Source organism: Marinococcus salis (genome assembly GCF_054971365.1).
In genome coordinates, this window is sequence record NZ_JBQOJB010000009.1 from 63,525 (window position 1) to 88,377 (window position 24,853).

Here is a 24,853-nt window from a genome sequence, read left to right on the forward strand (position 1 = left end):
CTCCCGCCTACCTCCTCCTGGGATGAACCCTATCCTTTTACGTCGATCGACTGGCCTTTGCCGGATGCCACGCTCTGCATGGTCCCGGCCTGGTTGCCGCCAGCCATGTCATCGAGCAGCTCGGCGCTTTGCTTCGATGCCGTTTCCATCGACTGGCGCATGAGCGATATGTTCGCCTGTTGCTGCGCCTGCAATTGACTGCTTATGATTGAAACACTGCCGACATCGATACCATCACCTCCTTTCCTAAAAAAGTATAAAAAAGGCCCCGGGGCGCCGGAACCTCTGGATGTATAGTCTTATGGTGTAAGATTGCCTCAGTTGTTTATAGTATCGGCAGAAATTCGCAGGAGTGTAGTGTTGGAGCTTAAGATAATACGTACGGCTGGAAAAGCTGCTCCAGCTCGCGCTGCAGTTTTTTTACATTAGGGATTAATGTAAATTGAAAAACTTCTTGGAGTCTGGCGTATGAGTGATTTTCTAAATGAGTAACAACAAGGTCTAAATTGGCACGAACGTTGTTAAAGTATTTTTCCGCCACCTCAGTATTTTCGGTATTTTTCAATACCGGCCGGGTCGAGCGCTCTACTGCAGTGAAACCGATAACCATATCTTCCATAAGCTGAACGGCTTCCGGATAGCTTCTTTCACTAAGTCGTTTTTGCACATAAGTTAAACCTTCCACCATTGTTTCGATAACGCTCAGATTCTGTTTCATGACTTCCAAATAGTTTTCCATAGGTTACCTGCTTTCTAAATTTTATTTAATATTCTATCGGTAGAAATCTACAAATCCTGGGGAGTGAGACCTGAATCGCAAAATTATAATTATTAGCGCCCCAGTTTCTCCCGCTCGTACATATAGTTATCGTAAGCTTTACTGATTCGTTCTTTTTCGATTACAGCTTTTTCGGCTAACCTTTTAAATGACTGTTTTGCTTCCCCTCTAATCATCTCTTCTGCACGCAAAATGTGAAGGTAGAAATCTTTTTTCATTCGGTCCCGGTTATTATCTGCTTTCTCCGCTTCCTGAATAATGTGCGCTAAGGTTTTATCCAGGTTCTGCGACTTTACTTCATGATACTTCAAAAAATTAACAGCCTCAGTGTACATTCTTTGCACTTCTTCGTTCGTAACAGGTTGCTTCCATTTTTCCTGTGAAAATTTTGTCAGCGCTCTGTCCAGAATCATATAGCGTTCTTTAAACCACAATTTTGTTTTCCTGTAAGCTACGTCTTCATAGCTTGGGAAAATTAACTTTTTCAGAAAAGAACGTTCTTCGTATCCCTCATCCAATTTTCTTTCGATTTCATAAAGTTCCTGTTTAATGGAACTTAATACAGTCGGGACTTCCTTCAGGAATAAACGCTGCTTTTTCACGACGTGGCTTTTCTGGTTTTCAAATTTTTGCTTATATACTTTCTGAAGTTTTTCATTTGCCTGGTTTAAATCCTGATTCACCCCGGTAACCATTTCTTTTAAAGCTGACTGTTCTTTATTCTGTTCTCGATCCAATAAAACTTGGCCCTTATTAATTTTATCTTCATAATCATTAAATGCCTCTTTCATGGCCATTTCCTTTACAGCATTTGTGCCTAGCTTACCTCCAATAGCACCAACGACACCTCCGATAAGGCCACCGACTGCAGCACCTGCAGGCCCTCCAACAGCACCTATAAACGCCCCTGTTTGTGCTCCGGCAAAACCTCCCCCACCGACACCTGCCGCATCAAGACCTATATTTTTCACAGACGAGCCCAGATCCGTTTTCTTTTGGCTATGAAGCTTCACCTCCCGGTAAGAAGACATAATTACACTGACAACCGGAATACCTACTCCCATCGTAGAATCAAGCTGGTCCACAGCATTTAAACTCCCCTCCGCCATTTCATGTATTGCTTCAGCGGACACATCATCTAGTACCATCACGTTGTCATATCCTTCATAATAAGCCCCTAAATCAGCATTGGTGACCACAGGAATATCCGGGTATTTTTCGAAATGGGCGGCGATCACTTCAGGAGACTGGCCACCTTTTATTTGCCATGGTTCACCGTCCAGAAGCACATCCCACCCTTCCTGATTTGCTGTATCTGGCAGTTCTACCTTATATCCCATACCTTCTAGTACATCTACGGAATGCATTTCCATGACGTACCCTTCAAACCTCGTCATCCATCCGTCTGCCCCCGTCGCATTTAACACATCAAAGTATTTATCGCCGATATGATCCGTTAGCGAATTGAAGTTTGATAAATCCTCTGTAAAAGCGAAATCTAAAGCATCCACGACCGTCGGATCAATCTGCGACAAATAGTACGTGGACGGAGCAGCCCCTACGGCCCCTATTCCTGCTGCTTCTTTCCATCCATTAACGAACCTTGGCATATGCTCATGGTTTATCCGTTTATTATTCGCATTACTTGCAGAAATCTCCCACTGGAGATGTGAATCAGGTGGAAGAATAGCTGCAACCTTACTGGAAAATCTCTCTTCCCGCCAGAACCTCCATACGCCATATACCCCCATGCACACTAATACAGCAACGATAAGCAAACCAAGCATCCTAAACACCTTCTTTTTGTAATTTCGTGAAGTCTAATTTAATAATTCTATTTTATCCACAGATTATGTAAAGAAAGAGGCTCTAGCATTATCACTAGAGCCTCTAAGTTGTTCAAAAATATTATCCAAGTAATTGTAGTACGGATTGTGGTTGTTGATTTGCTTGAGCTAACATAGATTGAGAAGCTTGGGAAAGGATATTTGATTTAGTCATTTCCATCATTTCTTTAGCCATATCAACGTCACGAACACGTGATTCCGCAGCTGATAAATTCTCAGAAGAAGTATTTAAATTATTAATTGTATGATCTAATCGATTTTGCCATGCTCCCATTTTTGATCTTTCAGCAGATACGTCTTCAATAGCACTCTCAATATTAGTTAAAGTATTTTGAGCATTTGCATAAGAATCTACAACTAAGTCTGCTTTTTCTACAGATAATCCTGAAGTTGTCATATCACTGAAACCGATAGCTAGGTTTTGATCTTCATTTGCTCCAATCATTAAGTTTTTATCATTTTGGGCACTAGTAATAACAGTATCGGAATCCAAATTAGCAATAGTTGCGTTTTCTAAATTAACTGATAAACCAAGATTATCAAAGTTTAGAGTTCCAGTAACACCAGAGGCGGCACCAGCATCAACTACCTGGGAATTACCATCTCCATCAGTAGCAGTCACTTCATTTGCAGATACTGTTAATGTTATTGTTGTACTTGCAGCCATACCGTCAGTGGAGATACCAGTCACACCATCTGAACCTTTAGCCAATGTCCCAGTATTTGAATTCTCTACTCCGAATGTACCATCCAATAAAGTTTGTTTATTGAATTGTGTATTATCTGCAATACGGTCAATTTCTTCAGAGAGTTGATCTAACTCAGTTTTTATTGCCTCTCTATCCACATCAACATTTGTATCATTTGCCCCTTGTACCGCAAGTTCTCTCATTCTTTGAAGAATATCGTGAGTCTCACTAAGCCCACCCTCAGCAGTTTGAATCATCGAAATACCGTCTTGGGCGTTCCGGCTCGCTTGATTTAAACCGTTAATCTGTGCTCGCATCTTCTCAGAAATCGCAAGGCCTGCTGCATCGTCTGCTGCACTATTAATACGGAGACCTGAAGACAATTTTTCCATTGAAGACTGCATGTTTCCTTGGTTGATCCCCATTTGACGATGTGTATTCATCGCTGGAATATTGTTATTGATAATCATTGTAAAATTCCTCCCTGAGTGTGTAAGTACTTTCCACGTCCTTGTGGTAAGCCTATGTCACAGAACTTGCTTTGACGCCCGTACGCTGCGTTTTGGCAATTCCTGCTTACACTCCTTATATCGGCTGCTCGGTTTATGTATTTAGTATTTTCTATAATTCTCTTAAAAATATTCTTTTAGTTATATTATGCAAAAAGTACTAGTTATTTTCACATAGCATTCGTATACTTATTTACAGACAGAATAGTTGTGGAATACATTTAATTAGAGGTGTTGGGTTATGCAGAAGACAATGGTTTTGGAAGAGTACGAAGTAAATGAAAACACGATGGCGATTGTACCTAATTTTGAAGGAGAGGCGAAGAGTATTATATGGGAAAAAGACGGGGCCCGCATACCGGCTTCATGTACACCGACCGCTATTATCAAAAGAGGGTGTCTGCGTGGAGGATCTTCTTTTGAAGGCCGGAGCGAAGCAGTAAAGCATTACTTACATATCCGCAAGAAGCTGCCAGTACCGGTAAATCCGTCGGAAGGCATTTATGCGTTTCCGATTTCATCGCTGCGCGATCCAGAAAACATCTGGATATTTTATAACCATGTGCAGCCCGGTCAGTTTGTTACTTCAGATGATGGAACGATGATTCAATTTACAGACGGTGCTTCCCTTCCGACAAAAGCGAGTACTTTTATGATCCAGCAGCAGCTGTTCCGTACGGGTCACTGCCAGAGCATGTTTACTGCCTAAAAAACAAAAAAACAGAGCAGGGAGTACAAGGGCTCCCGCTCTGTTTATGCTTGGTTAGAAAAGTATAATACTTAAAAAGTTCAGCGACGTTGCTGTCTAGCTACGATGCTATAATTCTAAGAAGTAATTTTAAGGCTGCGTCAGCATGTTCGCTAATAATACTAAAAATAATGCCGTTTTGAATGATAGAGCATGGCATTTTTTGATTCTTGAATTTAGAGACTTTCAAACATAGTAAGCTCGATAGTTCACAAAAAGTAATGAGCTTTACCGAGCTTACTTTCGCTAAGATAAATTCGTCTTTCGCTGTCTAGCTCCGAGCGTTACCACCCGGGTCCATTCGCTGTTTCGGATCGTTTGCGATTTCGTCACAAGCCGACCGAAAACCGCGAGCCGGTTCAAACAGCGAATAAATATTTTCCCTTTTCTCGCTGTCCAGCTCCGCCACCCAGCCGTCCAGTCCATTGGCTGCACCCTGGCTTCACCGTCTGTCGACGCTTCCAGCCAGGTTTTCGCCAGCCGTCTGGAACGGCTGTCCAGGGTGGCTCCGCTTTTCGCATTGTCCAGCTTCGGTCCGCAGTCGCTCGTTCCGTTGACCTTGCCCTGCCTTAGGCTCACAGGATGTGGGTCAGTTCGACGTTGCCACAGGACGTGGCGAGGTTAGTCGAACTTCCTTTGCAGGGCGTGGTCAGCCGTACGAGACTCCTAAGCCGCGGACCTACGCCTTTCTTTTACGTTATAAACTCAACCCAGTTTTCTTCGATCGCTCGCTTGATGGTGTGCGTGCGGTCGTTGGCCTGCATCTTTTTCGTCAGGTGGCTGACGTGGTTGTTCACGGTGGCAACAGCCAGAAAGCATTCCTCGGCAATTTTGCGGTTGCTTTTGCCTTCGAGGATTTTTTCCAAAATCCGGATTTCTGCTTCGGACAGCGTGCCGCGTGCTTTATGCACATCGAGTTCGAGCTGCTGCTCGGGTGGTTCTTCCTGTAGCTGATTCATGCGGCGATACCGTTCGACGACCTGCGGCTGAAATACCGGGTCGATGTACGTCTGAAACTGCGTAGCGCGCATAAAATGCTTGCGCCAGTCGTCTTCGTCGCGCTCGGCGGCCAGAAGCATCGTCACTTCCTGGCAGATGAACTCATCCACCAGGTGCCTGAGCCGCTCCGGCAGGTTCACACCAATCCTGCACGCAGATCCGGCCCGTTTTGCTTCCTGAAGACGCACAAACGCATCCAAATCACTGCACGCTGTATAATACAGCGTATCTTTCTGCAAACCGCGCTGCATGAGCGTGGTCCACTCTTCCCCATTCGTACGCACAGCCAGCTTCCCCATTGATTCTGCTGCCTGCGGCAGTACTTCTGATCCCTGCAGGTCGATAAATAAAATCGGCACCCTGCTTCCCGGGATGTTACGACTGTAAGTCTTGGCCATTATGTATTCCTCCTGAGACCTCACCGAAAGTGATGTTTTTTATTGTTGAACACACTTTCCCCAAGCATGCCCTCTGCGTTTTTGTCTGTTAATTTCTCTCTGTAAACTGCAGCAGGACAACCAATCCCCTGAACTCGAACGGCCGTATACAAATTCTACCTTTTCTTCATCGGTTCCGACAAGAAGCCCTATGACCCTAGGCATTTTCCACTTATCGTAAATTAATTATATCATAAATATGAATAAAGAACTATAATTTTTCCTTATTGTACATTTTTTAGATACATTTCCATATTTTTAGTATTTTTATTAGTCCGTAAGTTGTATGTAGTGAATGAATAGCCATTTATTATTTTTTCATATTTTCCGATAATTTCTTTAAAAGGGTAATATCGCCCGCGAGTGACTGCCGATTTTCCTGTTGGATAGAAACGTATACTTCCTGGCGGTGTATATCAATATGCTCCGGGGCATCGATACCAAGCTTCACCTGGTCCCCTTCAATTCCGAGTACAGTGATCGCGATATCATCCCCGACACGAATCGATTCTTTTTTCTTTCGTGTGAGTACTAACATGATCCTGTGCCTTCTTTCTGCGCCCGTTGAAACAGCAGGTGCTTCGTTTCATACGGCGACTTGGCCATCGGCCACTGCTTGCCGAGTTTCTGTTCGACATTGATAATCAGCGGTGCCTGCAGGTTCGCCGTGCTTTCTTCAAGCGTGTTCGCAAGCGTCAGCGTGACGTACACAAGTACCTGCTCCGGATTTTCGATGTGCAGCTGCTCCGTCACAGCGTCCGGCACTTCAAGCTCGTAATCCGGGAAAAACACAAACGGATCGGCCGTAATAAACGCAATGTGCGCATGCTGGACCGACTGCATGATAAACAGGCTTCCACTGTCGTCAAACGGAAGAAACACGAAGTCGCGTTCGTCTTCAAACGCCGGTATGCCCTGCGGAAAACGGGTAATATCTTTTTCTTCGATTGTGACAGCACCTAAATGCTTCGTTTCGATTTCCACACCTTGGCCCCCTTCTAATTTGAATACTCATGCGAAACAGATGACAGTCACAAATTCAAGTATACTGAATCGCACTTCATAATAAAACAGATTTTCCCACATTTTATAAATTCTTTACCTTAGAAAATCAAGCAGCGTCGTCTGCATGATCCGTCCGCCCGAGGCGAGTGCCGCCTGGTGCACGGTCTGCTGGTTCACTAAGTTCGTAATCACTTCTTCGAGATCGGCGTTTTCATTGTTGGACATAATTTTGTTGGAAATGACCTTTTGATCGGCAAGCCGGCTTTCAATCATCTCAATCCGGTTGGAGCGCGCACCGAGCTCGGCCCGCTCATTTACAATACTGTTCATCTGCGTATCAAGCGTGCCCAGGTATTTCTGCAGATCTTGCCCGGTCGTATCAGGGTTTTCCAGGTCCGCCTGCAGCTGTTCGAGTTCATTAAACAGCTGCTCGTTAAACACTGCACCCGGGGCGGAGCTGACGCCGATTTTAATGCCCTTCATGAGCTCCATTTCCACCGCATCGCCGTGGCCGGTGAAGCTGTCCGCCGTTACGCCGTTTTCGGTCGCATTAGTGTCAATTGGCGGTTTTGTCGTCTTGGAGCCGTTAAAAATATACTTGTCTCCAACCTTCGTATTGGCCGAGCTGATCAGCTGTTCCTTCAGTTCCTTGATTTCCTTGGCAATGTTGCCGCGCTGTTCGCCTTCGTACGTGTCGTTCGACGCCTGGGTGACAAGCTCACGCACCCGCTGCATCACCTGGGTTGCTTCCCCGAGAGCGGCATCGCTGGAGTCGAGCCAATTGTGCGCTTCGCCGACGTTCCGTTCAAACTGCTCTACCTCTCCGACCTGGGAGCGGTAGCGCATCCCGTTCATCGCAACGACGGGGTCCTGGGAGGCCCGGGTAATCTTTTTGCCGGTAGACAGCTGATCCTGCAGGTTCATCATCTGATCATAGCTCTGGCTGATGTGGCCGGTGGAGCGCTGGGTCATCATCTGCTGGGTGACTCGCATATCATTTTCCTCCTTTTTTTAACGGCCGACCAGACCCATGTTATTGATGATGCGGTCGAGCATTTCGTCAAACGTCGTTACGCTCCGGGACGCCGCGTTGTAGGCGTGCTGAAACTGAATCATGTTGGCCATTTCCTCATCCATGCTTACCCCGCTCACCGACATGCGGCGCTCGTCGGCGCTGGAGGTCAGGGACTGGGTAATATTTGTTTTCTGGTTTGCTTCGCTTGCATCGACCGCCATCTGGCCGATCACGCCCTGGTAGAACCGCTGCACGCTCGTCGAGTTTTCGGTTCCTTCCCCGAAGTTCAGGCTGGCATCCTTCACGTTAGCGAGGTTCAGCGCGTTGGAGCCGTTGCCGGCATAGCCGGTGCCGTTTTCTGATGCTGAAGCTGCGGCAATATTGTTTAAATCGGCTTTGATGTCCCCGCTTACGCGCAGCGCACTAGCAGCACCCTTGGATGCAAGTACCGCCGGGTCAAAGCTGAAAAAGTCAATGCCGGCACCCTTTGTGCCCGCTTCGACATCGTTCATCGTCCACCCCTCCCGATGGGTTTCATTGAGCGCGTTCGCAAAGGTCGTCACCATCGTGTCGATGTTACCTAGCATATCCGGGTACAGGCCTTCGACTTCTCCGGAAGCTTCGTTCATGTAGCCGTAGGCCTCATGCAGTCCCTGCATGCTGCCGCTCGACTGCATAAATACATTCGTGCTCTCAGAAGGACTGGGAATGTTTGTGCCCGCTTTGCCATTCGCCCATGCAAAGCTCGCCGTTTCCACGTGCCCATTTCGGCCGGCGGATTTTCCCACGCTCACTTCCTGGTACGCAAGGGCGTTGCCGTCCACCAGCTTCTGCAGACGCTCGCCGGTATTGCTCGTCATGAAAATATCGACCGTGCCTTCAGCGTTACTGTTCGCCTTTCCACCGCTCGGATTGCGCTTTACTTCCACCGTCGCCATAGACGACAGCTCGTCAATCAGCCGGTCGCGTTCGTCGTACAGGTCGTTTGGCACCTTGCCGTGCGGCTCGACGCCCGCGATCTGTTCGTTTAAGCTGTTAATCTGGCTGAGCAGCGAGTTGAACTGGCCGGTTTCGTTATCAATCTGGGCATCAAGGTCGGTTTTATTCGCCTGCAGGGAATTGGATATGTAGGAAAAGGTGTCAACCATTGCTTCCCCGCGCTGGCGCACGACCGAACGCGCCCCGGAGTCTTCTGGATTCGCCGCCAGGTCCTGCAGTGATTTCCAGAATTCGTCCATCGCATTGGCGACGCCCTCTTCGGTCGGCTCGTTCATCAGGTCCTCCATGCGGGAGAGGTTTTCGCTTTTCGTTTCCCAGTAGCCGAGCTTGGCGTTTTCACTCCGGTACTGCACGTCGAGGTACTGGTCGCGGATACGAGCGACTGTGTTGGAGTCCACCCCGGCGCCCATCTGGCCTGGCGTGCTTGGCTGGTTCATGCCGGCTTTCGAAAAAGCATCACTCTGCTGCAGGTCGACCCGCTGCCGTGTGAACCCCGGCGTATTGGCATTGGCAATGTTATGTCCTGTCGTCTGCAGCGCGTGCTGCTGGGCAGTGAGCGCCCGTTTCGCTGTTTCAAGCCCCATGAATGTCGAAGTCATGCGTTTTCCTCCTCGTTTCTGTGTACCTCTGCTTAAGCCCGTGAATCAAAGACCGAGTATTCCCTCTTCGCCCGCTGCGGCATCTGCCCCTGACGGCCGTACTGTGCCGACTCCTGCGGCTGCATGGCACTGAGCATCACCTGCGTGTATTTCATCGCGTCCTCAAGCATCGCCCGGTTCAGCTCCTCCTGGTGCTGCAGGGCAGTCATCACCTGAATCAGCTCGTACTGTCCCGCCTCGAGCTGCGCTCGCTCTGCTTCGGAGGCAAGCGGCTTTAACGCATCGATGGATACAGTGTCCTCCGGGCTGGCCCCTGCAAGTGCTGCAGCCTGCTGGTGGCGTTCCCGCTCGATCCGTGTGATACGCTGCACCTGCCGGCGTTCATCGCGGACAATCTGCTGCAGGGCTTCTGCACTGTTATTTTTCAGCATCTGCGTTTTCTGTTCGGATATGCCAAGTAGCACCCGGTGCTCTTCGATCAGTGCGCCAAGCTGTTCTACCACTATCTGTACGCTCATGCGGTCGCTCCTTTATATATGTATCAACAGGCCGGAAGACGGCCTGTTACTGATTGTTCCAGTAGTTCTGCATCTTTTTTGCGGTCTCTTCCGGCCGTACTTCGTACGTGCCGTTTTCAATCTGGGCTTTCAGCTGGTCGACTTTCTCCCTGCGGGCCGGGTCGATGGACTCCGACTGCTGCAGCTGTTTGGCTGCGGCTGAAATTTCGACGGAGTCTTTTTTCCCTGTCTGCTCACCCTGCGGCGGCTTCTGTTGCTGGGTGTTCTGATTACGGTATATGGCATTAGCGGAATGCGCGGAATGAATTTTCATCTGTTAAGTCCCTCCCATCCGGACGTTCTGCTCCGGCTGATTTGTTACTCTTTATATCGGCCAGGGCAGCGTCGCTTTCCTTGGTACTTAAGACTTAAATTTTAACATACATACATGCTTTTTGACTCGTCCCTTATTCCCACGCCCGGTACGTCGCCCGCGTGTCTTTAATTTGTCTGGCTTCCCACTGCTTCTGCTTCGCTTCCGCCTCGAGCCCCGAAGAAATACGGCCGGAACAAGCGCGGCACAGCCGGAGCTCGCGAATCGGCTCCCCGCAGCCTTCGCACGGGTAGCTGAAGTTCGGCAGATGCGCAAGGTTCAGGCGCCCTTCGCGGATATAGCGGAAAATGTCCTCCTCGCTGACTCCCGTAGCCTCCGTGACCTCCAGAATGGTCGACTGGCGGTGTTTGCTTTTCCTCACGTGCGTGTAAACCTTCTGAAACCGCTCCTCTTCTACCCGGTGGCATTCCGGACAGACGGCCCGGAGCGCGTGCACAAACAAATTGCCGCATGACGGACAGTTTTTTAATTCGCCCATAGTTCGTTTCCCCTTTGATTCAGTGTTGCTTTTTATATCGGCACAGCCTGTCCGGAGTTTAAGCACGAATCAATGTAAGCGAAGCCGCGGACGCAGCACCCGCTGCCTCAAGCACTCCTGCTGCTTCGCGAACCGTCGCCCCGGTCGTATAAATGTCGTCAATAATCAGAACGTTTCGCCCGGAAACGATTTCCGGAAGGGAAACAGTAAAGCCGCGCACGGATTGCAGGCGTTCCCGTTTCGTCTGCTTGCTTTGCTTGCCGGCAGCCTCTGCAGCACGTTCGAGGGCGGAAACGTACGGAATGTTAAGGCTGGCGGCGAGCACTTCTGCCTGGTTAAACCGTCGCTCTAACATCCGTTCCGGCGTCAGCGGAATAGGTACCGGCACGAAGCCGCGAAAATGCTTCCGGTAGGCACGGCGGAGATCGTGATAAAACGCCGCCGCCATCACCGCGTCGCCGCGAAATTTCCAGCGGGTCGTCCACGCCTGCATCCAACTATCGTAGTGAAACAGCGAGACATTTTTCACCCAGCGGCCGGCGCTGTTCTGCCGGCGCCACCGCAGACAGTCGGGGCACACTTCTGGGTGCCCTGGTGCCCAGCATTCCGGGCACGCCGCTCCGGTAATAGCAGGGAGCTGCTCTGTACAATTGTCGCACAGCAGGCTCTTCTTCCACGTAAACAGATTATTGTATGTCCACGACGTCTGCAGCTGCTCCCGGCAGGAAAGACAGCGGCCGCGCGCAAACGACAACAGAGCTCCGTCAGTGTTCATAGGGCGCCTCCTCCCGGTTCATCGTTTCGATATGGCGGATCGTCTGCTGCATCGCCTTGGTGCGCCCGTAGTGAAAGAAAATCACATCACCCTCCGGCCGCTCCGGGTTCCGCCCGGCTCTTCCGGCAATCTGTACGAGGGCGCTTTCGGTAAAGACAGCGTCATCCGCGCCAAGCACCGCAACATCCGCTTTCGGAATTGTGACGCCTCGCTCCAATATAGTAGTGGTCACGAGTATATCAAGGGTTCCGTTCCGAAAAGCAGTAATCTTTTCCTCCCGCTCTTCGTCCCCGGCATGAACTCCCTCACAGCGAAATCCTTCTGAACGGAGCACTTCTACCGCCGATTGAATGATCGCTACGGAGGGAATGAACACAAACAGCGGATGAACCGTGTCCCGCGACCGGCACCAGTGGAGCAGGGCGTTTGGCAGGCGCCCGAGGGAGAGCTGCAGGCTCCAGTTTCCGGCCCACCGGCACTTTGGCACTGGGAGCGGGTGGCCGTGAAACCGGCGCGGCACCCGCACATATGCAAGTGCCCCGCTTTTCATCCGACGCTGTTCGTCTTGTCCGGGAGTAGCACTTAAATATACAACCGCGGCCTCCGGACGGCACGCTTCGCGCACGGCCTGCTGGAGGCCCGGGTCAAACACGTACGGAAAAGCGTCCACCTCGTCAATCACCGCCACATCAAAAGCACTCTTAAACCGCCGTGCCTGATGTGCCGTTGCGATCACCAGGCGCGCTCCCGGCAGCGCTTCGGGACTGCCGGCGTACCAGGCCGCTGCAGGCACCCCGGGAAATACGCCGGCAAGACGCGGGTACAGCTCTCTTACTACATCTGTCCGCGGGGTAGCCCACAGCACACGTTCCCCGCGTGTGATCGCTTCAGCCACGGCCTGAAACATCATCTCGGTTTTACCCGCGCCGCACACGGCCCAGATATACATCTCACGCTTTTGTCTGCCTGCTTCAGCGGCGGCGCTGGAGGCACGTGCCTGCCCGGGAGAGAGCCGGCCAGCCCATGCCAGCGGCTCGGCAACTGCGCGGAAAGCTTCCGTTCCGGTCCAGTAATAGAGCGGAGTGCAGGCTGACACCCGGCCCATTTCCAGACACTCCCGGCAGTAGAAGCACCGCTCGCTTCCGCATGCGCATGTGTGGGCGCCGAACAAGCCGGGATCCTGGTTGCTGCATCGCTGGCATCGCCAAAAAGAGCCCTGCTGCGTAATGGCAGGCACCTTTTGCAGCATTCCTGCCCGCACGTAGGTATCGATTATTTTTTGCTCATATGGCAGTTCCTGGGCGAGAAGCGCCCGGCCGCTGCAGTGGGCCTGCATTTGTTCGTAATCTGGCAAGGGGATATCGGGAAATTCAGAAACAGAGGAGAGGGAGTGAAAAGGAGATGCCGGTCGTTTACTGCCGGTAAACAAAGAGGATAGCTTATTCATGGGAGGGTGGTTCCTTTCGTCGGAGGGTGTAAAAAGAGGAGACGGCCAGACGGCCGCCGGAATTACTTGGAGAGGGTTTCGGGACGGTACCAGGTAAGCCCGATGGCGTTTTCGCCGAGGTGGGTGCCGATCACCGGTCCGAAATGGTCGAGAGAGACCCGGGACTCCGGCGAGGCTTCCTGCAGCTGGCGGCGGAATGCTTCCCCGGCCTCTTCAGCATTAGCGTGAAGGACGCTTGCTTCGAGTGGTCCTTTGGCAGCCTCCTCCAAAAAAATCGACTGAATGCGGGCGAGTGCTTTTTTAGAGGTGCGCACTTTTTCATATGGCACAATCTGCTTATCAGTAAATTCGAGCACCGGCTTAATACGCAGCATGCTGCCGACGAGTGCCTGCGCCCCGCTCAGGCGTCCGCCCCGCTGCAGATGGCGCAGGTCTTCAACGATAAAGTACGCTCGCATCGTTTCTTTGATTTTATCGAGTTCGGCGATAATGGCCGCTATATCATGTCCTTCCGAGGCCATCCGGGCAGCGGTTAATACAAAATAGCCCTGCGCCCGGCAGCTGATTTCCGAATCATAGCAGTGCACGCGGACTGTATCCTTAATGTCATCAGCGACGGCGACAGCTGTCTGGTGCGTTCCGCTGATGCCGCTGCTTAAATGAATCGAAATAATTTCATCGGCCTCCCGGGCAATTTCCCGGTACAGGGCCTCCATCTTTCCCGGCGACGGCTGCGACGTGGTCGGCAGCGTTTCTGAATGTCTCATCGTCTGAAAATACGTGGCAACGTCCCAGTCAGTCTCCGGCATCGTTTCTTCATTCACCACCACATTGAGCGGAATTTCATGAATGTTCCACTGCTTGAGCTCTTCCCGGTCCAAGTATGATGTGCTGTCGGTAACTACGGCGATATTTGGCAAGCAGGCCCTCTCCTTTCGTGCTTTCTATAAATACGGGTTATGTATGAGTTCGATTTCATTTTACGGACTTCCCGACGGAAGTCAATGCCAAAGCGCAAAAAAGCTGCCGATATGACACCGGCAGCTCTTGCTCGTTTAGCGGACTTTCACCCAGCCCTTTTTAATGGATTCCACAACTGCCTGGGTCCGGTCGTTCACGTTCATTTTCTGCAGAATGTTACTGACGTGGTTTTTCACCGTCTTCTCACTAATATAGAGTGATTCGCCGATCATCCGGTTGCTGTAGCCGTCTGTCATCAGCTGAAGCACCTCGCACTCCCGGCGCGTCAGGATATGAAGCGGCTTGCGGTACTCCACCTCTTTGTATCCGATTTCGGTGTCATCCACGCCGTGATCGTCGCCTTCATGAGCGAGCCGGCGGTATTCGTTAATCAGGTTCTGCGTCACTTTCGGATGAATGTACGCGCCACCGGAGCCGACCACCTTCACAGCTTCGATCAGGGCATCAGCGTCCATTTCCTTCAGCAGATAGCCGGAAGCACCTGTTTTCAGCACATGGGTCACGTATGATTCATCATCGTGAATACTCAGGATAAGCACCTTCAGATCCGGGTGGCGCTCGATCAGCGTCTTGGTTGCCTCGACGCCGTTGACGCCCGGCATATTGATATCCATCAGCACAACGTCAGGATGATAATCTTCCACAAGCGCAAACGCTTCTTCCCCGTCGCTGCCTTCTGCGACAATTTCGAAGTTTTCTTCCATATCCAGAATGCGTTTGACGCCTTCACGGAAAAGCTGATGGTCATCAATCAACAACAGTTTGATTTTTTCATCGATACGTTCTTGCATACGTTCTCATCCTTTCTTCTCTTCACTTATCTTTAATTTATATACTGGTGCTTTAGCTTTTAATGAAGCGGGACAAACACCTTCACCCGCGTGCCCTGGCCTATGACGGAATCAATCGTCAGCTCCCCGCCCAGCGCGTTCACACGTTCCCGCATACCGAGCAGGCCAAACGACTTGTCCCGGGCTTTATCCACATCAAATCCTTTGCCATCGTCTTTAATCAAGATCGTAATGCTCGTCGGCCTTTGTTCGAGCTGCACCCGGAGCAGATCCGGCTCTGCGTGCTTATAAGCGTTCTGGGCTGCTTCCTGTACAATGCGGAACAGCCCGATCTCAAGGTTCGGGGCGACCCTTGCTTCTTTTCCCTTCGCCGTAAACTCTGTCGTCATGCCTGTATTATCCTCAAGGTGGCGCAGATATTTCTGCAGCGTCGGCACAAGGCCAAGGTCATCAATCGCCATCGGACGCAGGTCGTAAATGATCCTGCGGACCTCCCCAAGACTTGAACGGATCAGGACGCGGAGCTCCCGGAATTCCTGGATGGCTTCCTCCGCGCTTTTTTCACGGGAGATTTTCTCGACAAGCTCCGAGCGGAGCAAAACGTGTGCGAGCGTCTGCGCCGGGCCGTCATGAATTTCACGCGCCACCCGCTTGCGCTCATCCTCCTGCGCTTCGATAATCTGAAGGCCGAACTCGTGCTTTTCCCGGGCGTTTTCGACAAACTCCCCGACGTCCTGCAGGTCGCCGGCGAGAAAATTGTAAACAATGCCAACCTGGGATACAAGCGTTTCAGCCCGTTCAATGGTTTCATCCAGTTGAATCAGGCGGCGTTCGATATTGTCCCTGCGGTCACGGAGGCGTTTTTCCTCCTGGCGGACCACAGCCAGGTTTACCTGCGCCTCATTGGCTTTTTCATACACCTTCTGCACTTCTTCATCACTGAACTGGCGGAACCGTTTGCTTACCTCTGCTAACTGATTTCTTGCGACTCTCGCTTCAACCTCCAATTGATCGGAGCGTTCAATCGTATCAGAAATGTGTTCCTGTATCTCTTTTAATTCTTCCTGGAGTGCATGAAGTTCTTTTCTGGAGGTTTCGCTGATTTCAAAGATTTCTTCTTTACTTTTCTCTACTGTCTGGAGCATTTGCTCAATAATTTGATCTAAATCTGCTGGGTTTCGCAAGGCTACCATCACCCTCTATACTTGCCTGCGAATTTTCAATACCGCATAGAACGGTTCATGAATAGTTTAGCATATTCTTTTGGACCTATTCCGCTATGTAATGAAAAATCATAAATTTACATATTCAACTGGCATTTTGATTCATTTTCGCTCATTTCCTGGTATATACTAGCCAAAATGTTGCAACTGTTACAATCCTGTTATACGGTAATGACATTACCTAGGAGGAATGTTACCGTATGCTTACTTCATATCGTACCATTAAACAAAGCGGCCAGCATGAATTTACCATAAATAAATCACGTTTTATTACTCATATTACCCGTGCAGCAGACGAAGTAACCGCGCATTCGTTCATTGAAGGAATTAAAAAAGAGCATTGGAATGCCGCCCACAACTGTTCAGCGTATGTAATTGGCGAACAGGACCATATTCAAAAAGCAAATGATGACGGGGAGCCGAACGGCACCGCCGGCGTACCGATGCTTGAAGTATTGAAAAAACGGGAGCTGAAGGATACCGTGGTTGTGGTTACCCGCTATTTCGGCGGGATAAAGCTCGGCGCCGGCGGCCTGATCCGGGCATATGGTTCCTCGGTTTCTGAAGCGCTGAATCACGTGGGCATCGTACGGCGCACCCTGATGCAGGAGCTCGTAGTGACTGCCGATTACACCCTGCTCGGCAAATTGGAATACGAAGCCCGTAATTCTTCCTATATTCTTGACACCGTTGACTACGAGGAGCAGGTAAAGCTTCATCTTTACGCCCCTGTTGAAGAACAGGAAGCATGCCGGGAGTGGCTTGTAAATATCAGCAGCGGCCAGGCCGGTATAGAAGCAGGAAGACAGGCCTTCGTGGAAACGGATGAATTGTCCTAGCACTTTTTTATTTCCCGGGTAATAAAACCCGCTCCCAGGAGCGGAACACCTTTCGCTTCGGTATATATTTTATTTACTATTGTCGCTGCCTCGGCTACAATAAAAGAATACAATCTTTTTTCGAATGCATAACTGCTTTTTCTCTAACAGCGCCTCTGCAGGCGCTCTTGCTAGTTCATATGCCCCGGCCATTATACAATTTAAAGGAGAAGTGCTGACATGCCAAGCTCAACATCCCAACGGAGAAACCTCCGTAAAAGAAGAAAGAAAGCCCTCGTCTGGAAAACGGCGGCTGTAGTTGCACTGCTTTTTCTTCTGCTTGCCGGAGGCGCCTCCGCCTACTTTCTCCAGCAGCTGAACAGCGTATCCGCAGACACAGAAGAAGAGCTACAACGCGGGGAAAAATCGAATCTGCGGGACCAGGCCGTTGATCCGGCGGAGGACAGCTTCTCGGTATTATTTCTCGGGGTGGATGACCGTGAAGAAGGATCGATGTCAGGCCGCTCCGATGCAATGGTTGTCGGTACCTTCAACAAGGATTCCAAGAAAGTAAAGCTCGTAAGCATTCCGAGAGACTCGCTTGTAAACATTGAAGGCCACGGTGAAGACAAAATTGCCCACGCCCACGCTTACGGCGGTACCGATTTAGCGGTTAAGACCGTTGAAGATACGCTGAACATTCCGGTTGACTATTACGTAAAATCAGACTTTGCGGCTTTCACCGACATTATTAACGATCTCAACGGCGTGGATGTGAATGTGCCATTTGATTTTACGGAGGAAGGCACGACGTTTGAAGAAGGACCGGCGACGCTGAACGGCGAAGAAGCGCTGAAATACGTGCGGATGCGAAAACAGGACCCACGCGGAGATCTTGGGCGCGGTGAACGTCAGCAGGAGGTGCTCGAAAGCCTGATCAGCAAGGCCGGCTCTATCGAATCCATCGATAATTATAATGACGTATTTGACAGCGTCAGCGAAAATGTCAGCACCAACCTGACGTTCGGCAACATGATCGCTTTGCAGCAGTACGCCGACTCATTAAACGAGATTGACTCCACCCAGCTGGAGGGCTCAGACACGACGATTAACGGGGTTTATTACTACCAGTTAAATTCGGAAGCAACGCTCGAAATATCCAACAACCTGCGTAACCAGCTCGATTTACCGGCATCCAGGGAGCCACTGGCCCTCCCCGGCACGCAGATGTACAATGAGGCACCCGCTGTAGAGGAAGAAACCTACGGGGAAACCGCGCCGTAAACACTTGCTTTTTCAGAGGTAAAAGAAGCCCGGAAGGAGAGCGAACTCCTTCCGGGCTTCTTTCTATTATTTCCGGCCGATGCCGTGATAAATAAAGCCGGCTTCTTTAAATTCCTTTGCTTTAAATGCGTTTCTGCCATCAATCATTACCGGCTTTTTCATAATGCTTTTTAACTTTTCCGGGGTCACCTGCAGGCACTCTTCCCACTCCGTGACAAGCATGGCTGCATCTGCACCCTCGCATGCATCCAGGGCGTTTTCCGCATAGTAGACATCTCCCTCGAGGAGCTGTCTGGCGTTGTCCTCAGCTACCGGGTCAAAGGCACGCACTTTCACGCCGTACTCCTGGAGCGAGCGGATGATTTTCAGGGACGGTGCCTCCCGCATGTCGTCGGTATTCGGCTTGAAGGCCAGGCCGAGAAGCGCCACCGTAATATTGCGGATGTCCTCATTAAAAATCACGTTCAGGTGGTCCACCATACGAAGGCTCTGCTTTTCATTCACGTCGTTTACCGCCTGCAGCAGCTGCGGGTAGTAGCCTTTAACCTCCGCCAGGTGCTTGATCGCTTTAACGTCCTTCGGGAAGCAGGACCCCCCGTAGCCGATCCCTGCATTCAAGAACTTCGGCCCAATCCGGTTGTCCATCCCCATCCCACGGGTAACCGCGTTAATATCTGCCCCGTAGTAATCGCAGATGTTAGCCACTTCGTTCACAAAGGAAATCTTCGTCGCAAGAAAGGCGTTGGAGGCGTATTTAATCATCTCGGAGCTGCGCGGATCCGTGACAACAATATTGTCTGTAAGCGGCTGATGCAGCTCTGTTAGAATCTCCGCTGCCTTGTCCGAGTTCGTACCGATAATGACGCGGTCGGGATTGAACGTATCCTTCACAGCCGAACCTTCCCGGAGGAACTCCGGCACGGAGCACACTTCGATCTTAGCATCCGGATTTTTGTCGGCAATCAGCGAGCGCACACGGTCCGCCGTCCCTACCGGCACCGTTGATTTGTTCACGACCACGCGGAACTTGTCATCATTTACCGCTTCGCCAATTTCATCCGCCACTCCGTACACGTAGGACATGTTAGCAGCCCCTGTTTCCGATTCCGGTGTACCCACCGCAATGATTACAATGTCCGAAGCCCGGACGGCGGGCTGCAGTTCTGTCGTAAACTGCAGCCGCCCGGCAGCGCGGTTTGCGTCCACTAATTCCTTTAACCCTGGTTCATAAATCGGGATTTCCCCATTGTTCAACCGGTCTACTTTCTCCGGGATCTTATCCACACAGATCACGTCATTGCCAAGCTCTGCAAAGCTTGTTCCTGATACAAGGCCGACATAGCCGGTGCCTACTACTGTTAGCTTCATACGTTTTCCCAACCTTTAGTTTATGTATTTTCGTACTTTAATTATACGCGTGAATAACCGCTTAACGCTTAAGCGGGATTGTCAAATGTTATTGTATCACATTTTGCTAGTTATTCTACATCCACTTCTTTATACGTGTTAAAGGTCCCGGTCTTCAACCTGTAAGCGTTCCGGCATGCCGGTCTGGGCTCCTTCCTTCTCGACGGAAAGGGCCGAGGCGGTATTGGCAAACCGGCAGGCATCCTCAAGGGTCATGCCTTCTGCTACGGCTGTCGCAAACGCTCCGTTAAACGTATCACCTGCTCCTGTAGTATCCCGCACGTCTGCCGCACGCACAGGGATTACAGCTTCACTGCCGTCTTTGCGCGTGATCAGCGCTCCAGCCGCTCCCTTTGTCACCACAATATTCTCCCGGCGTTCAACAATGGCCGGATACGCCTCTTGCAGTTGGACAAATTCCTGCTCGTTCGGCGTCAGGTAGGCGGCTTTGTTCCAGCATTCAGGGGGAAGCGGCTGCATCGGCGCCGGATTCAGAATAACCGGCGTCTGCTCCTCTTCTGCGGTGTACAGCAATTTTTCCACAGCTGGCGCCGGGATTTCGAGCTGCACAAGAATAACATCCGCCTCTCTCAGGAGCGTCCGGCTTGCTTCAATATCTTCCGGGCGGACAGTGACGTTTGCTCCAGGCGTGACGATGATGCGGTTATCCCCTTCCGACACAAGGATGGTCGCAATACCGCTTGCCATGCCATGTCGTGTACGGACATGCTCTGTACTAATGCCCTCTGCTTTCAGATGCCCGAGCTGCTCTTTTCCAAAAGCATCGCCTCCAACCGCTCCGACCATTGACACCCGGGCCCCGAGTCGGGCAGCGGCGACCGCCTGGTTAGCCCCTTTCCCTCCAAAAAACGTGTGAAAATCCTCCCCGAGGATCGTTTCTCCCCGGGAAGGCATCCGTTCCGCTATTGTAACAAGATCCATATTAATACTTCCTACCACTACGATATTTGCCGGCATTCATTGATCACTCCCTGCTTGGACTAACAAAATTCTGAGTGTAAAACGGCCGGTTTTCTTCGTCAAATGCTACGCCGACTCCCAGCCCGTCATAATTACCGAGCATCGCTTCCCGGTGCCCTTCATATGAATTCATCCATCCAGCTGCAGCATACAGTGGGGACCGCTGGCCAGAAGCAATATTTTCAGCCGCCTGCATGTAGCCGATACCATTCCCTTCCAGGCGGTCAAACGGATTCTGCCCTTCCGGATTTACGTGATCGAAAAACTGGTTTTCGGCCATATTCTCGCTGTGTGCCCTTGCCACCGCCGCCACCGAATCATTGTAGGCGAGCGTATCCCGGCCGAGCTGGACGCGCTGGGCGTTGGTTAAGTGCCACACCAGCTGTTCATACGACTCCCGCACTTCTTCGGATTCCCCGGCATAGAACGGAGAATTCCTTTCCACCTCTTTATCTACTAACAGCAGGGCATTTACCCTGTTCTCTTCATGAATGTCGTAGAAAAAGGTGGCATACCCATCTTCCACTTCGTAGACTCCCTGCTGCTGTTCATTCGTTTCTGTCCGGATCTTACCTCTGGCCACCGTTTCTATGGATTCTCCGTACGTCTCCCGGATAGTGTCGCGTCCGGTTCCCCAACCGTTTCCTTCAGCGTCCTGCCACGTCTGCTGGTTGGAATAAAGCGCCACTACGCGCCCGTCCTGCACGCCGTACTGGGCGTACTGCTCATAGTCATCCTTATAATAGATATGCCAGTCGAACGAATAATTGCCTGCCTGCACATCCTTCGCTTCTCCGCGTGCAGCTTCCATTTCTTCAATGCTGTCCCCAAGGCTTACTCCTGCCATTTCCCAGTCCCCTGTTCCTTCTGGCACTTCTGTTTCTACCGTGCCGGCCCCCGGAGCGCTTCCGCTGTTTTCATCTGCCTGCAGATTTTCGCCAAGCAGATTGGATAAAAACAGCGCCATTCTCTCGCCCTGCGTGGCCGTTTCTTCGTAGGTCGTGCCACCCGCTTCTTCGAGACGCTCTTTGACGCCGCTCCACGGAGAATCCGCCGGGCTGTAAACTACGAGTGCTGCCAATAGAGCCATCAACACCGCCGCACCAACCAGACCCTTCATGTGCATATCTCCTCTATTTGTTCATTTATTGTTTGTATCGCTTGTATATCAATTGTACAGGAAAACGAGTCGTGGGAATAATAACTTGCACCTGGAGATTTCCCTTAAAAGTCATTCGGCAGAATGATATACTAAAAAGACGCACAGAATATATTCAACGCTGGTACATTTATAAAAAAGCTCCATGACTACGATTATAAAAGGGTGAAAAAAATGGCTTTATTCGGTAGAAAAAAGCAATCGTCCCAGGGCGATGCTGCCAAACCAGAAAATCTGGCAGAACAACCCCAGGAGGATGAGGAAACCATAGAAGAAGCACACGATGACAGCGGACGCACTGTCGAAACCACGCTCAGCCTTCATCCTGAAGCCGAAATCCCGGAGGAAGATGAATACTACCTGCGCTTTTTAAACGGCGAAGCACCCCGGCTGAAGCCCGGCCAGGTAGCGCTTTCCGGCATCAGCGCCCAGCGGGATGAACACGGCCAGATGCTTGTCACCGCTTTTATCCGTAACGGGGCGGAAAAAGCCATCCGGCTGAAGGAGTCCACCGTATTAATCATGAGCAATGACAACCAGGTGATTGCGAAAAAGAAAGTCGATTTAAGAGGCGTCGGCGATATTCCGCCGCGAAGCGCACGGCCGTGGAACTTTTATTTCGCACCTAAAGAGCAGCTTCAGCAGGAATTTCCAAAAGACGGATGGAAAATTGGCTTTCACGTTGAAAAACCAAAGCGCGAACACCACCTTGACCTTGCCGACAGCTGGAAAAGTGCGCTCAGCGAGCAGCAGGTGGATAAGCTGAAGGACATGATCCGTGACATGAAGCCGCCGCGTCCTGGTGAAGTTAACTTTATGGGCATGCGTGCCGTACAGTCCGAAAACGGTGACCTCCATGTGACGCTCCTCATCCGCAATGGGGGCAACAACGAGCTCAAGCTCGACAATGTGCCGCTGCAGGTCGAGGATGCACACGGGGATGTTATTGCCCGGGGCGGATTTAAGCTCGAGGATTTCGCCGTGCAGCCTTTTTCAAGCCGGCCCTGGACGTTTGTCTTCCCGCATCGTCTGCTGAAAAAGGATGAGATCGACCTTTCCAAGTGGAGAGCGTATCCAATTAAAAAGAAACAGGATGAGGATAAAGCATAACGAAAGAGCCTGGCGCGGGCTCTTTTTTTATGCAAAAAAGCCGCCTGGGGATGCTCCCCTGGCGGCGCTTGCGGTTGAAATGTTTACTTTTTGTCCGTTTCTTTTTGCAGAATACTGTTCTGCAGATAATCTTCAAGCGGCTCACGCAGATCTTCCCGATTTAGGGCAAAATCGATCGTTGCTTTAACAAAGCCGAATTTGTCGCCAACATCATAGCGTACCCCGTTAAATTCATACGCCAGCACATCCTGGCTTTCGTTCAGCTTCGTAATGGCATCTGTCAGCTGAATTTCATTGCCCGATCCCGGCGGCAGCGTTTCGAGAATATCGAAAATTTCAGGCGTTAAAACGTAGCGTCCCATTACTGCGTAATTGGAAGGCGCATCCGCAAGGTCCGGCTTTTCCTTTAAGCCCTGTACTTTGTGTACGCCTGATTCTTCTTCACTTTTCGGATCAATGATGCCGTATTTGGAGACGTCCTGGTCGGGAACCTGCTGCACACCGACGACTGAACTCTGGTACTTATCAAAAACGTCGGTGAGCTGCTTCATGCACGGCTCATCCGAATGGACAATATCGTCTCCAAGCAGAACGGCAAACGGCTCATCTCCAATAAAGCGGTGAGCGCACCAGATGGCGTGGCCGAGGCCTTTCGGCTCTTTCTGGCGGATATAGTGGATGTTTGCCATGTTGGAAATCTGCTGGACCTCTTCGAGCTGCTTCGTTTTGTTTTTCTTTTCAAGCGTCTGCTCCAGCTCATACGAAACGTCAAAATGGTCCTCAATCGCACGTTTGCCGCGTCCGCTCACAATAATAATGTCTTCAATGCCGGCAGCAATCGCTTCTTCTACTATGTATTGAATAGTGGGTTTATCCACGATAGGAAGCATTTCCTTCGGCTGTGCCTTTGTCGCTGGCAGAAAACGTGTTCCAAGCCCCGCGGCCGGAATAATAGCTTTACGTACTTTCATCTTTTTTCCTCCTTGATAACTGTGCTGCGCGCTCTGCACGCAGGTTAAATACAAGACAAATCAAGCTGTATTCAACATACCATAATGAATAGGAAATACAAATACATGAAATAAAATCATCCTGCTTAAATTTTCCAAAAGCTGTACCAGGGCTCCCAAAGTATTGTCACATTCTGCTTCTTCCTTTTGTTGGAATATATGGTATAGTATTTATATTCTAACATGAAAGGAGGCGCAACCGCGTTTTTTTCTGCTCCCAGGCCCAGTCTGCGGCCTTATTTTCACCAACCCCCTCCTCTTGGTGAAATCCCCCCTGCAAATCGTTACCGAAAGAGGTGATACCCGTGCCCCGGGAAGAACGCCTTTGGTTTCCAGGCACTGTCTACTATATTACTGCAGCTGGGGCTTCCAACCGCACGTTATTTCCCAACGAAAAAGATTATAAACAATACGTATACTTATTGGCTAAAGTAATTAATACCACCAAGCTCGACCTGCACGCCTATTGCCTGCTTCCAGGCAGTATTCATCTGTTGGCCGAATCCACCTACGTTTCTATCTCCACTATTATGCGGGAGCTGCATGCTTCCTACGCCATGCACTACCGGCGCCATTATGAAACCAGCGGCCCGGTCTTCCAGGCCCGTTATCATTCTGAACTTCTTCCGGACGAAACGTCCTTTTTTGAGCACAGCCGCCGGATACATCTGCTTCCCACTGAAAGGCTGGACCATTCATACTCGGGAACGTACCGGTGGTGCAGTGCCCGGGACTATCTCGCACCGCAGCCCGAGTACGCCCCGAAACACCCCTTTTTATCCCTTGAACGTACCCTTGCATTTTTCCCCTCCCCCAGGCATGAATACTTTCATCGTTTTTTACACCACACGTCTGCATTCCAGGCCTACTAAC

Annotated in this window: 27 protein-coding genes; 5 read left to right on the forward strand and 22 right to left on the reverse strand. The window is 50.6% G+C overall.

What is annotated here, in order from left to right; translation table 11 throughout:
* Positions 1-29: 29 nt before the first annotated feature.
* The 4 genes from ACTTK6_RS09755 to ACTTK6_RS09770 all read right to left on the reverse strand — a co-directional run bounded on the left by ACTTK6_RS09755 (position 30) and on the right by ACTTK6_RS09770 (position 3,784).
* Entirely contained in the window at positions 30-230 is a 201-nt protein-coding gene (locus ACTTK6_RS09755) for a putative motility protein (protein ID WP_462833328.1), read from the reverse strand.
* A gap of 137 nt (positions 231-367) precedes the next feature.
* On the reverse strand, positions 368-739 hold the full coding sequence (locus ACTTK6_RS09760; protein WP_462833301.1) for a hypothetical protein: 372 nt from the start codon (positions 737-739) through the stop codon (positions 368-370).
* Positions 740-831: 92 nt separating this feature from the next.
* Positions 832-2,565, reverse strand: a complete 1,734-nt coding sequence (locus tag ACTTK6_RS09765) for an undecaprenyl diphosphate synthase family protein (RefSeq protein ID WP_462833302.1) — start codon at positions 2,563-2,565, stop codon at positions 832-834.
* 121 nt (positions 2,566-2,686) lie between these two features.
* Positions 2,687-3,784: a flagellin N-terminal helical domain-containing protein gene (locus tag ACTTK6_RS09770; RefSeq protein WP_462833303.1), complete on the reverse strand. Its 1,098-nt coding sequence runs from the start codon at positions 3,782-3,784 to the stop codon at positions 2,687-2,689.
* Between the two features lie 280 nt (positions 3,785-4,064).
* Between ACTTK6_RS09770 and ACTTK6_RS09775 the strand changes: the two genes are divergently transcribed.
* A complete protein-coding gene (locus ACTTK6_RS09775; protein WP_462833304.1) occupies positions 4,065-4,532 on the forward strand; it encodes a competence protein ComK in 468 nt (155 codons plus the stop codon).
* Between the two features lie 285 nt (positions 4,533-4,817).
* Here the strand turns inward: ACTTK6_RS09775 and ACTTK6_RS09780 are convergent, their stop codons facing one another.
* The 14 genes from ACTTK6_RS09780 to ACTTK6_RS09845 all read right to left on the reverse strand — a co-directional run bounded on the left by ACTTK6_RS09780 (position 4,818) and on the right by ACTTK6_RS09845 (position 16,181).
* A complete protein-coding gene (locus tag ACTTK6_RS09780) occupies positions 4,818-5,150 on the reverse strand; it encodes a hypothetical protein (protein WP_462833305.1) in 333 nt (110 codons plus the stop codon).
* A 113-nt stretch (positions 5,151-5,263) separates the two neighbouring features.
* The gene (locus tag ACTTK6_RS09785; protein ID WP_079475419.1) at positions 5,264-5,968 is read right to left on the reverse strand and encodes a response regulator transcription factor; all 705 of its coding nucleotides are present in this window, start codon (positions 5,966-5,968) and stop codon (positions 5,264-5,266) included.
* 349 nt (positions 5,969-6,317) lie between these two features.
* Positions 6,318-6,545, reverse strand: a complete 228-nt coding sequence (gene csrA, locus ACTTK6_RS09790; protein ID WP_462833306.1) for a carbon storage regulator CsrA — start codon at positions 6,543-6,545, stop codon at positions 6,318-6,320.
* Positions 6,539-6,991 (reverse strand): flagellar assembly protein FliW, encoded by a 453-nt coding sequence (gene fliW, locus ACTTK6_RS09795; RefSeq protein WP_079475417.1) that lies wholly within the window; start codon positions 6,989-6,991, stop codon positions 6,539-6,541. The genes csrA and fliW overlap by 7 nt, the downstream gene beginning before the upstream one ends.
* A 114-nt stretch (positions 6,992-7,105) precedes the next feature.
* Complete coding sequence (gene flgL, locus ACTTK6_RS09800; RefSeq protein WP_462833307.1) at positions 7,106-8,005, reverse strand: flagellar hook-associated protein FlgL; 900 nt, start codon at positions 8,003-8,005, stop codon at positions 7,106-7,108.
* 18 nt (positions 8,006-8,023) lie between these two features.
* Entirely contained in the window at positions 8,024-9,625 is a 1,602-nt protein-coding gene (gene flgK / locus ACTTK6_RS09805; protein ID WP_462833308.1) for a flagellar hook-associated protein FlgK, read from the reverse strand.
* Between the two features lie 32 nt (positions 9,626-9,657).
* Complete coding sequence (locus tag ACTTK6_RS09810; protein ID WP_462833309.1) at positions 9,658-10,143, reverse strand: flagellar protein FlgN; 486 nt, start codon at positions 10,141-10,143, stop codon at positions 9,658-9,660.
* 46 nt (positions 10,144-10,189) lie between these two features.
* Positions 10,190-10,456 carry a flagellar biosynthesis anti-sigma factor FlgM gene (flgM, locus tag ACTTK6_RS09815; RefSeq protein WP_079475413.1) on the reverse strand — a complete coding sequence of 89 codons (267 nt, stop codon included), beginning with the start codon at positions 10,454-10,456 and terminating at the stop codon, positions 10,190-10,192.
* A gap of 133 nt (positions 10,457-10,589) precedes the next feature.
* Positions 10,590-10,994: a TIGR03826 family flagellar region protein gene (locus ACTTK6_RS09820; RefSeq protein WP_462833310.1), complete on the reverse strand. Its 405-nt coding sequence runs from the start codon at positions 10,992-10,994 to the stop codon at positions 10,590-10,592.
* 58 nt (positions 10,995-11,052) lie between these two features.
* Positions 11,053-11,769 (reverse strand): phosphoribosyltransferase family protein, encoded by a 717-nt coding sequence (locus ACTTK6_RS09825; RefSeq protein WP_462833311.1) that lies wholly within the window; start codon positions 11,767-11,769, stop codon positions 11,053-11,055.
* Positions 11,759-13,216: a DEAD/DEAH box helicase gene (locus ACTTK6_RS09830; protein ID WP_462833312.1), complete on the reverse strand. Its 1,458-nt coding sequence runs from the start codon at positions 13,214-13,216 to the stop codon at positions 11,759-11,761. Before ACTTK6_RS09830 ends, ACTTK6_RS09825 begins: the two co-directional genes overlap by 11 nt.
* A gap of 62 nt (positions 13,217-13,278) precedes the next feature.
* Positions 13,279-14,136, reverse strand: a complete 858-nt coding sequence (locus ACTTK6_RS09835) for a DegV family protein (RefSeq protein ID WP_462833313.1) — start codon at positions 14,134-14,136, stop codon at positions 13,279-13,281.
* Between the two features lie 135 nt (positions 14,137-14,271).
* Positions 14,272-14,988, reverse strand: a complete 717-nt coding sequence (locus ACTTK6_RS09840) for a response regulator (protein ID WP_079475409.1) — start codon at positions 14,986-14,988, stop codon at positions 14,272-14,274.
* Positions 14,989-15,047: 59 nt separating this feature from the next.
* Complete coding sequence (locus tag ACTTK6_RS09845) at positions 15,048-16,181, reverse strand: sensor histidine kinase (protein WP_079475408.1); 1,134 nt, start codon at positions 16,179-16,181, stop codon at positions 15,048-15,050.
* A gap of 230 nt (positions 16,182-16,411) precedes the next feature.
* On the opposite strand from ACTTK6_RS09845, the gene ACTTK6_RS09850 reads away from it, so the two are divergent.
* Positions 16,412-17,050, forward strand: coding sequence for a YigZ family protein (locus ACTTK6_RS09850; RefSeq protein ID WP_462833314.1), 639 nt, complete (start codon positions 16,412-16,414; stop codon positions 17,048-17,050).
* A gap of 219 nt (positions 17,051-17,269) precedes the next feature.
* Complete coding sequence (locus ACTTK6_RS09855; protein ID WP_094908618.1) at positions 17,270-18,313, forward strand: LCP family protein; 1,044 nt, start codon at positions 17,270-17,272, stop codon at positions 18,311-18,313.
* A gap of 66 nt (positions 18,314-18,379) precedes the next feature.
* On the opposite strand, the gene ACTTK6_RS09860 is transcribed toward ACTTK6_RS09855, so the two are convergent.
* From ACTTK6_RS09860 to ACTTK6_RS09870, 3 genes are all read right to left on the reverse strand, one after another.
* Positions 18,380-19,681 carry a UDP-glucose dehydrogenase family protein gene (locus tag ACTTK6_RS09860; protein ID WP_079475405.1) on the reverse strand — a complete coding sequence of 434 codons (1,302 nt, stop codon included), beginning with the start codon at positions 19,679-19,681 and terminating at the stop codon, positions 18,380-18,382.
* A gap of 138 nt (positions 19,682-19,819) precedes the next feature.
* The gene (gene rbsK, locus ACTTK6_RS09865) at positions 19,820-20,698 is read right to left on the reverse strand and encodes a ribokinase (RefSeq protein ID WP_079475404.1); all 879 of its coding nucleotides are present in this window, start codon (positions 20,696-20,698) and stop codon (positions 19,820-19,822) included.
* A 7-nt stretch (positions 20,699-20,705) separates the two neighbouring features.
* Positions 20,706-21,821, reverse strand: coding sequence for a CAP domain-containing protein (locus ACTTK6_RS09870; RefSeq protein ID WP_462833315.1), 1,116 nt, complete (start codon positions 21,819-21,821; stop codon positions 20,706-20,708).
* Positions 21,822-22,034: 213 nt separating this feature from the next.
* On the opposite strand from ACTTK6_RS09870, the gene ACTTK6_RS09875 reads away from it, so the two are divergent.
* Positions 22,035-22,970: an accessory Sec system S-layer assembly protein gene (locus tag ACTTK6_RS09875; RefSeq protein WP_462833316.1), complete on the forward strand. Its 936-nt coding sequence runs from the start codon at positions 22,035-22,037 to the stop codon at positions 22,968-22,970.
* An 83-nt stretch (positions 22,971-23,053) separates the two neighbouring features.
* On the opposite strand, the gene galU is transcribed toward ACTTK6_RS09875, so the two are convergent.
* Positions 23,054-23,941: a UTP--glucose-1-phosphate uridylyltransferase GalU gene (galU, locus tag ACTTK6_RS09880; protein ID WP_079475401.1), complete on the reverse strand. Its 888-nt coding sequence runs from the start codon at positions 23,939-23,941 to the stop codon at positions 23,054-23,056.
* A gap of 344 nt (positions 23,942-24,285) precedes the next feature.
* On the opposite strand from galU, the gene ACTTK6_RS09885 reads away from it, so the two are divergent.
* Entirely contained in the window at positions 24,286-24,852 is a 567-nt protein-coding gene (locus ACTTK6_RS09885) for a transposase (protein WP_079475400.1), read from the forward strand.
* The last annotated feature ends 1 nt before the right edge of the window (position 24,853 follow it).

Excerpts from the sequence above, each read along its gene's own strand:
- rbsK (WP_079475404.1), bottom strand. The coding sequence starts at position 20,698 with ATGCCGGCAAATATCGTAGTGGTAGGAAGTATTAATATGGATCTTGTT.
- ACTTK6_RS09870 (WP_462833315.1), bottom strand. The coding sequence starts at position 21,821 with ATGAAGGGTCTGGTTGGTGCGGCGGTGTTGATGGCTCTATTGGCAGCA.
- ACTTK6_RS09850 (WP_462833314.1), top strand. The coding sequence starts at position 16,412 with ATGCTTACTTCATATCGTACCATTAAACAAAGCGGCCAGCATGAATTT.
- ACTTK6_RS09765 (WP_462833302.1), bottom strand. The coding sequence starts at position 2,565 with ATGCTTGGTTTGCTTATCGTTGCTGTATTAGTGTGCATGGGGGTATAT.
- ACTTK6_RS09845 (WP_079475408.1), bottom strand. The coding sequence starts at position 16,181 with ATGGTAGCCTTGCGAAACCCAGCAGATTTAGATCAAATTATTGAGCAA.
- ACTTK6_RS09820 (WP_462833310.1), bottom strand. The coding sequence starts at position 10,994 with ATGGGCGAATTAAAAAACTGTCCGTCATGCGGCAATTTGTTTGTGCAC.
- ACTTK6_RS09770 (WP_462833303.1), bottom strand. The coding sequence starts at position 3,784 with ATGATTATCAATAACAATATTCCAGCGATGAATACACATCGTCAAATG.
- ACTTK6_RS09840 (WP_079475409.1), bottom strand. The coding sequence starts at position 14,988 with ATGCAAGAACGTATCGATGAAAAAATCAAACTGTTGTTGATTGATGAC.
- flgL (WP_462833307.1), bottom strand. The coding sequence starts at position 8,005 with ATGCGAGTCACCCAGCAGATGATGACCCAGCGCTCCACCGGCCACATC.
- ACTTK6_RS09855 (WP_094908618.1), top strand. The coding sequence starts at position 17,270 with ATGCCAAGCTCAACATCCCAACGGAGAAACCTCCGTAAAAGAAGAAAG.
- flgM (WP_079475413.1), bottom strand. The coding sequence starts at position 10,456 with ATGAAAATTCATTCCGCGCATTCCGCTAATGCCATATACCGTAATCAG.
- ACTTK6_RS09875 (WP_462833316.1), top strand. The coding sequence starts at position 22,035 with ATGGCTTTATTCGGTAGAAAAAAGCAATCGTCCCAGGGCGATGCTGCC.
- flgK (WP_462833308.1), bottom strand. The coding sequence starts at position 9,625 with ATGACTTCGACATTCATGGGGCTTGAAACAGCGAAACGGGCGCTCACT.
- ACTTK6_RS09810 (WP_462833309.1), bottom strand. The coding sequence starts at position 10,143 with ATGAGCGTACAGATAGTGGTAGAACAGCTTGGCGCACTGATCGAAGAG.
- ACTTK6_RS09785 (WP_079475419.1), bottom strand. The coding sequence starts at position 5,968 with ATGGCCAAGACTTACAGTCGTAACATCCCGGGAAGCAGGGTGCCGATT.
- galU (WP_079475401.1), bottom strand. The coding sequence starts at position 23,941 with ATGAAAGTACGTAAAGCTATTATTCCGGCCGCGGGGCTTGGAACACGT.
- ACTTK6_RS09760 (WP_462833301.1), bottom strand. The coding sequence starts at position 739 with ATGGAAAACTATTTGGAAGTCATGAAACAGAATCTGAGCGTTATCGAA.
- csrA (WP_462833306.1), bottom strand. The coding sequence starts at position 6,545 with ATGTTAGTACTCACACGAAAGAAAAAAGAATCGATTCGTGTCGGGGAT.
- ACTTK6_RS09775 (WP_462833304.1), top strand. The coding sequence starts at position 4,065 with ATGCAGAAGACAATGGTTTTGGAAGAGTACGAAGTAAATGAAAACACG.
- ACTTK6_RS09825 (WP_462833311.1), bottom strand. The coding sequence starts at position 11,769 with ATGAACACTGACGGAGCTCTGTTGTCGTTTGCGCGCGGCCGCTGTCTT.
- ACTTK6_RS09860 (WP_079475405.1), bottom strand. The coding sequence starts at position 19,681 with ATGAAGCTAACAGTAGTAGGCACCGGCTATGTCGGCCTTGTATCAGGA.
- ACTTK6_RS09830 (WP_462833312.1), bottom strand. The coding sequence starts at position 13,216 with ATGAATAAGCTATCCTCTTTGTTTACCGGCAGTAAACGACCGGCATCT.